The following is a 6,822-nucleotide window of genomic DNA, read 5'->3' as shown; positions in this document are numbered from 1 at the left end:
GAGGAGCCGCACGACCTCGGCGGCGGCGCCGGCGGCGGCATGGGATGAGCATTCGCTCATAGCCATTACATAAGTGGTGCATAGCCGCGGGCATCGTTCGCGGATGCATCATTTGTCTCATGAGTGAAACACCCGAAAACACGACAGTGCGGTCCTCGACCGCAACGGACCCGGCGCCCGTTCCCGCGACCGGGGCGCCCCACAAGACTCCGCGGGTTTTCCAGGTCGCGGCGTGGGTCGCCATCGTCGCCGGCACGGTCTTCATCGTGGCGGTGATCTTCTTCACCGGCTTCGTGCTGGGCCGGCACGCCGGGTTCCCCGGACACCATGGCGGCTTCCACCACCACAAGCACCACGCGATGATGATGCATCCGCACGGTCCGGGCGGGCCCGGCGGCGCGGGCCCCGCGGCGATGCCCGGCGGCGGGCCCGGGACGACGCGGCCCGGTAGCGGCCCTGGACAGGTGCCGTCCTCGGTCTCCCCGTCGGTGACGCCTTCGCCGTAGCGAACCGCGCGGTGGCCCGGCGCTCGACGGAGCGCCGGGCCGTCGGTGTCACGCCGATCGGCCGGTGCCGCGGGTCTTGCGCCGGGTGACGAACAGGTCGCGCCAGGACGCCACCTCCGGATGCTGCTTCAGCAACGCCCGCCGCTCCCGTTCGGTCATGCCACCCCAAACACCGAACTCCACCTGGTTGTCGAGCGCCTCGGCGAGGCACTCGGCGATGACGGGACAATGCCGGCAGATGGCGGCCGCGCTGCGCTGCGCCTTCCCGCGAACGAATAGTTCATCGGGATCGCTGGAAAGGCACCGCGCTTGCGACACCCAGTCGGTGGTGGTTTCGGCTGCGGCGAGGGTGCGGACGTAGGCGGGTTTTGTTCTCACTCTCGATGCTCCTGTGCGCGGTTCGTGTTCGCCCGCCCCGGGCGACCACTATTCCCGCGCGGCTCAGCAGTGTCTGTCCGCCGAACGGCGGGTGCACGGGATGAATCAGAGTGTCCCCCGATTGGGGGAACGGCAGCCCGCCGCTGTGGGAGACTGACCGCCATGATCGGCGCGCCGGCGACCGACAAGGTGCGTGTGGTCGTGGGCGAAGACCACCCGCCGTTCCGCAGTGGCCGCATGCGCGCGCCGGCATCGAGCGGCGAGGTCGACGCCCGGTGATCGCCGCGGGGCTGTCGCTGCGGCGCTGTGGCGCGGACTGCTCGAGGAGCGTGGGCCGCCCGCTGGCTCGATTCGTCGACTTCGTCTCCGCCGAACCCGTCCGACTGTCGGCGTTCCTGCGCTTGCCGCTGATCGGTCTGATCGTCTTGCTGGTCTCGGTGTGGGAGGTCGAGCACTGGTTGCCGCTGGCCTATGCGCTGATACTCAGCGCTTACAGCGTCGCCGCGCTGGTGTGGGCGGTGGTGGTGCTGCGCGGCCCGGTGCCGCCGTGGGCCGGCTGGGTCTCGACGGGCATCGACGTCCTGGCCGTGGTGGCGCTGTGCGTGGTGTCGGGAGGGGCCACCGTGGCGTTGCTACCGGTGTTCTTCCTGCTGCCGATCTCGGTGGCGTTCCAGGACCGCCCGGCGCTGGCCGCAGCCGTCGGCGTCTGCACCGCCTTCGGTTACCTCGGTGTGTGGATCGTCTATTCCAAGCGTGACGACACGGTCGAGCTGCCGACCGTGGTCTACACGCATTTCGGGTTGCTGCTGTGGTTGGCGGCCGCGATGACCGCGCTGTGTTACTTCCTGACCCGCGCCGCGGCGCGCGTGGCGGCTCTGCTCGACATGCGCCGCACTCTTGTCGCGGAATCGATGCGCGCCGACGAGCGGCACTCCCGCGCACTGGCCGAGGAACTGCACGACGGACCGCTACAGGACCTGCTGGCGGTGCGACTCGACCTCGACGAAGTCCGGGAGCGCTGTACCGACCCGCGGCTGGATGCCGCCTACCGGGCGGTGCAGAACACGGTGACCCGCCTGCGCGGCACCGTCACCGCGCTACATCCCCAGGTGCTCACCGAATTGGGTCTCACCGCCGCGCTGCGGGAGCTGATCAGCGACTACGAGCAGCGCGGGAACTTCGTGATCGAAGCCGACCTCGAAGACGTCGATCGGCCGCGGTCGCAATCCCTGCTGTATCGCGCCGCCCGCGAACTGCTCGCCAACGTGTACAAGCACGCCGGGGCGCGCACAGTCCAGGTCGGCCTCACCCGGGAGGTCGACACCATCACGCTGAGCGTCGTCGACGACGGCAGGGGATTCGATCCTGCCATCGTGCGTCGGCGTGTGACCCAAGGGCATATCGGGCTGGCGTCGCTGATGGTCCGCATCGACGCAATGGGCGGATCGATGAACCTGACATCGACGCCGGGCGGGGGCACACGGGTATCGGTGACCACCGCCGCCGGCGCCGACTGAACGCGCCCGCGCCGGACGGGCCCGGGCACCCGCGCGGGATGGGCACCGGATCTCAATTCACAACAATTTTGGCCCGGGGACTGTTACCGCGGCCGCCATGCGGGGCAGTATTCACGTCATGACCGAAACACCCGATCCGGCCGCGCAGCCGACGCCCGTTCCCCCCGCACCGCCGCCGCCACCGCCGGCGCCGCCGCAGCGGCCCAAGCCGCCGAGGCTCTACACGGCCGCGGCGTGGGTGGTGATCGTCGCGGGCATCGTGTTCATCCTGTCGGTCATCTTCTTCTCGGGGGCGATGGTGTTCGGCTACGGCCACTGCCACCACCGCCATCACCCCGGCACGATGTTCGGTCCCGGCGGCCCCGGCGGCCCCGGTCCGGGAATGGGCCCGTGGGGCCCCGGCCCCGGCCCGGGAGGCTTCGGTCCCGGCGGCCCCGGCCCGTGGCCGTTCGGCGGGTCCGGCGGCCCGGGGATGATCGTCCCCATGCCTCCCGGTGGGCCCGGGGGACCGGGCGGCCCGGGTGGGCCCGGCGGCGGTCAGGCCGGCCCTGGCGGCGGCCCCGGTCAGTCGTCCAGCGGCCCCGCACCCAGCCCCCCGGGCCCACGCCCGTAGCCCGGATTGGGAATCGGGCGGTGCGGGTAATCGTCTGCGCGGTAAGGCCCGCGCGAACGGCCGAAGAGGAGAGGGCGAGATGACCCAGCGCTACACCACCACGGATGCCGGGATCCCCGCACCCAGCGACGACCAGTCGCTCACCATCGGGCCCGACGGCCCGATCCTGCTGCAGGATCACTACCTGATCGAGCAGATGGCGATGTTCAACCGGGAACGCATCCCGGAACGGCAGCCCCACGCCAAGGGCGGCGGCGCGTTCGGCCACTTCGAGGTGACCAACGACGTCAGCCAATACACCCGGGCGGCGGTGTTCCAGCCCGGCACCAAGACCGAGATGCTGGCCCGGTTCTCCACCGTCGCCGGCGAGCGCGGCAGCCCGGACACCTGGCGGGACCCGCGCGGCTTCGCGCTGAAGTTCTACACCGGCGAGGGCAACTTCGACATGGTGGGCAATAACACGCCGGTCTTCTTCATGCGCGACCCGCTGAAGTTCCAGCACTTCATCCGCTCCCAGAAGCGCACCCAGGCACGCAACGTGCGCGACCACAACATGCAGTGGGACTTCTGGAGCCTGTCCCCGGAATCGGCGCACCAGGTGACCTGGCTGATGGGCGATCGCGGCATCCCGAAGACCTGGCGCCACATGAACGGCTACAGCAGCCACACCTACAGCTGGATCAACGCCGCCGGCGAGATCTTTTGGGTGAAGTACCACTTCATCACCGACCAGGGCATCGAGTTCCTGACCCAGGAGGAGGCCGACCACCTGGCCGGCGCGGACGGCGACTACCACACGCGCGACCTGTACGACGCGATCGAGCGTGGCGAGCACCCGAGCTGGACGCTGAAGATGCAGATCATGCCCTACGAGGAGGCCCGGACCTACCGGTTCAACCCGTTCGACCTGACCAAGGTGTGGCCGCACAGCGACTACCCGCTGATCGACGTCGGCAAGATGACGCTGACCCGCAACGTCACCGACTACCACGCCGAGATCGAGCAGGCCGCCTTCGAGCCGAACAATACCGTGCCCGGCACCGGCCTGAGCCCGGACAAGATGCTGCAGGCCCGCGGCTTCTCCTACTCCGACGCGCACCGCGCCCGGCTGGGGACCAACTACCGGCAGATTCCGGTCAACGAGCCCAAGGTCGAGGTGCACAGCTATTCCAAGGACGGGGCGATGCGGATCAAGAACGCCTCCGACCCGGTGTATGCGCCGAACTCCTACGGCGGGCCGCAGGCCGACCCGGCGCGCGCCGCCGAGGTGCGCTGGCACGCCGACGGGGACATGGTGCGCTCGGCCTACACCCTGCACGCCGAGGACGACGACTGGGGCCAGGCCGGCGCCATGGTCCGCGAAGTTCTGGACGACGAGGCGCGGGATCGCTTGGCGCACAACATCATCGGCCACGTGTCCAAGGGCGTCAAAGAGCCGGTGCTCTCGCGGGTGTTCGAGTACTGGCGCAACGTCGACCCCGACCTCGGGAAGAAGGTCGAGGAGGGGGTTCGCGCCAACCAGGGCTGATCCCGGTGCCTGGCATGATCGGCTGCATGACCATGCGGGCTGCCGCGGTGGCTCTGGCCATCGGGACCGTCGGCCTGGCTGTCGGGCGCCCCGTCGCGGCCGCCGCGCCCTCCGAGCCGGGCGTGGTGTCCTACGCGGTGCTGGGCAAGGGGTCGGTCGGCAACATCGTCGGCGCGCCGATGGGCTGGGAGTCGGTGTTCACCGAGCCGTTCCAGGGGTTCTGGGTCGATCTGCCGGCCTGCAACAACTGGGCCGACATCGGGCTGCCCGAGGTCTACGACGATCCCGACCTGGCGTCGTTCAACGGGGCGACCACCCAGACGTCGGCCACCGACCAAACCCACTACGCCAAGCAGGCGGTCGGGGTGTTCGCCACGAACGACGCCGCCACCAGGGCCTTCCACCGGGTGGTGGACCGGACCGTGGGCTGCTCGGGACAGACCACGGCGCTGCACCTGGACGACGGGTCCACCCAGGTCTGGTCGTTTGCCGGGGGACCGGCGACGGCCACCGACGCGGGCTGGACGAAGCAGGAGGCCGGTACCGATCGGCGTTGTTTCGATCAAACCAGGCTGCGTGAAAACGTGTTGCTGCAGGCCAAGGTCTGCCAATCCGGCAACGCGGGGCCCGCGGTCAACGTGCTCGCCGGAGCGATGCAGAACGCGCTGGGTCAATAAATGCGAATAGTTGGGTATCCGGGTAGGCCGTGCGGCGAAAAGGCGCGGAAACGGGAATATGTCGGCACGGTCTGCGAGATGAGTTGGTCGTGGTTATCGTCGGGATAGCTGCCCGAGCGAGCGGTCCGCAGGGGCCCGGAGGGATCGTGATATGACGTTCGCCGGCACCACCGGCGCGGCCTCGCAGCTGGCCACGACCCTCCCGGTCGAGGCCGAGATGGCCGATTCCTCGGTCGCCGCCTCGTATATCGCCGACAGCTGCCTGGCCGACGGCTCGCTGGGGCGGGTCGGACTCGAGGTGGAGGCGCACTGCCACGACCCGACCGATCCGCACCGCAGGCCGGGCTGGGACGAGATCCTCGAGGTGCTGGAGTTCCTGCCGGCGCTGCCCGGGGCCAGTGCGGTCACCGTCGAACCCGGCGGGGCCGTGGAGCTGTCCGGGCCGCCTGCCGACGGCGTCGTGCCGGCCATCAACGCCATGCACAGCGATCAGGCGGTGCTGCGACAAGCTTTCGCCGACGCCGGGCTCGGCCTGGTTTTTTTGGGGGCGGACCCGCTGCGGCCGCCCCAGCGCATCAACCCGGGCGCGCGCTACCGCGCCATGGAGCAGTTCTTCGCCGCCGACGGCTTCCGGGATGTCGGCGCGGCCATGATGACCTCGACCGCCTCGGTCCAGGTCAACCTCGACGCGGGGCCGCAGGAGGGCTGGGCGCAGCGGGTTCGGCTGGCCCACGCGCTGGGGCCGACGATGATCGCGATCGCGGCCAATTCCCCGATGCTGAGCGGCGAATTGTCGGGCTGGTCATCCACCCGGCAGCGGGTCTGGGGGCGGATGGACTCGGCGCGATGCGGGCCCGTGCTGGGCATCAGCGGTGACGACCCCGGCACCGAATGGGCGCACTACGCGCTCAACGCGCCGGTGATGCTGGTGAACAATCCCGAGGCCGTCGCCGTCACCCACTATGTGCCCTTCACCGACTGGGTGGACGGCCGGGTGCTGCTCGGCGACCGCCGCCCGACCATCGCCGACCTCGAATACCACCTGACCACGCTGTTCCCGCCGGTGCGCCCGCGCCAATGGCTGGAGATCCGCTACCTGGACAGCCTGCCGCAGACGTTCTGGCCGGCCGTGGTGTACACACTCGTGGCCCTGCTCGACGACCCGGCCGCCGCCGCCGTCGCCGCCGAAGCCGTCGAACCGGTGGCCACCGCGTGGGACACCGCGGCGCGCGTAGGGCTGCGGGATCGCCGGCTCTACACCGCGGCCAACCGGTGCGTGGCGCTGGCCGCGGAACGGGCCCCGGCGGAGCTGACCGAGGGGATGCAGCGCCTGGTCCGGGCCGTCGAGCAGGGCCGCTGTCCCGCCGACGACTTCTGCGACCAGGTCGGCGAGCACGGTGCCGCGGTCGCGGTCGCGCGGCTGGCGCGAGCGGGCCTGTGAGTTCCCGGGAGCGGATCGCCGACGACCTGGCGCGCGCGCGGGCGCGGACGTTGCGGCTGGTCGACTTCGACGACGACGAGCTGTGCCGGCAGTACGACCCCCTGATGAGCCCGCTGGTGTGGGACCTGGCGCACATCGGGCAGCAGGAGGAGCTGTGGCTGC

At 70.4% G+C, this 6,822-nt stretch carries 8 protein-coding genes; 7 read left to right on the top strand and 1 reads right to left on the bottom strand.

The window, feature by feature from the left end; all coding sequences use genetic code 11:
• Positions 1 to 146: 146 nt before the first annotated feature.
• Positions 147 to 506: a hypothetical protein gene (locus tag AC2VOR_RS14075; RefSeq protein ID WP_369741387.1), complete on the top strand. Its 360-nt coding sequence runs from the start codon at positions 147 to 149 to the stop codon at positions 504 to 506.
• Positions 507 to 554: 48 nt separating this feature from the next.
• Here AC2VOR_RS14075 and AC2VOR_RS14070 read toward each other — a convergent pair whose 3' ends face one another.
• A complete protein-coding gene (locus AC2VOR_RS14070; protein WP_486963972.1) occupies positions 555 to 884 on the bottom strand; it encodes a WhiB family transcriptional regulator in 330 nt (109 codons plus the stop codon).
• Between the two features lie 275 nt (positions 885 to 1,159).
• On the opposite strand from AC2VOR_RS14070, the gene AC2VOR_RS14065 reads away from it, so the two are divergent.
• The 6 genes from AC2VOR_RS14065 to AC2VOR_RS14040 all read left to right on the top strand — a co-directional run.
• Positions 1,160 to 2,401 carry a sensor histidine kinase gene (locus AC2VOR_RS14065; RefSeq protein WP_486963971.1) on the top strand — a complete coding sequence of 414 codons (1,242 nt, stop codon included), beginning with the start codon at positions 1,160 to 1,162 and terminating at the stop codon, positions 2,399 to 2,401.
• A 118-nt stretch (positions 2,402 to 2,519) separates the two neighbouring features.
• Positions 2,520 to 3,014, top strand: a complete 495-nt coding sequence (locus tag AC2VOR_RS14060; protein ID WP_369736544.1) for a hypothetical protein — start codon at positions 2,520 to 2,522, stop codon at positions 3,012 to 3,014.
• Positions 3,015 to 3,093: 79 nt separating this feature from the next.
• The gene (locus AC2VOR_RS14055) at positions 3,094 to 4,542 is read left to right on the top strand and encodes a catalase (RefSeq protein WP_486963970.1); all 1,449 of its coding nucleotides are present in this window, start codon (positions 3,094 to 3,096) and stop codon (positions 4,540 to 4,542) included.
• 32 nt (positions 4,543 to 4,574) lie between these two features.
• A complete protein-coding gene (locus AC2VOR_RS14050) occupies positions 4,575 to 5,219 on the top strand; it encodes a sensor domain-containing protein (RefSeq protein WP_369741388.1) in 645 nt (214 codons plus the stop codon).
• 151 nt (positions 5,220 to 5,370) lie between these two features.
• The gene (gene egtA, locus AC2VOR_RS14045; RefSeq protein ID WP_369736547.1) at positions 5,371 to 6,660 is read left to right on the top strand and encodes an ergothioneine biosynthesis glutamate--cysteine ligase EgtA; all 1,290 of its coding nucleotides are present in this window, start codon (positions 5,371 to 5,373) and stop codon (positions 6,658 to 6,660) included.
• The coding region (locus tag AC2VOR_RS14040; protein ID WP_486963973.1) for a DinB family protein at positions 6,657 to 6,822 on the top strand (166 nt) is incomplete at its 3' end. The genes egtA and AC2VOR_RS14040, both read left to right, overlap by 4 nt.

Source organism: Mycobacterium sp. TH-M103, from assembly GCF_057473785.1.
The sequence above is the reverse complement of the archived record's forward strand: the minus strand, read 5'-3'. Positions and strand labels throughout refer to the sequence as shown.

Coding starts and splice junctions, on each gene's coding strand:
- AC2VOR_RS14055 (WP_486963970.1), top strand. CDS start 3,094: ATGACCCAGCGCTACACCACCACGGATGCCGGGATCCCCGCACCCAGC.
- egtA (WP_369736547.1), top strand. CDS start 5,371: ATGACGTTCGCCGGCACCACCGGCGCGGCCTCGCAGCTGGCCACGACC.
- AC2VOR_RS14060 (WP_369736544.1), top strand. CDS start 2,520: ATGACCGAAACACCCGATCCGGCCGCGCAGCCGACGCCCGTTCCCCCC.
- AC2VOR_RS14050 (WP_369741388.1), top strand. CDS start 4,575: ATGCGGGCTGCCGCGGTGGCTCTGGCCATCGGGACCGTCGGCCTGGCT.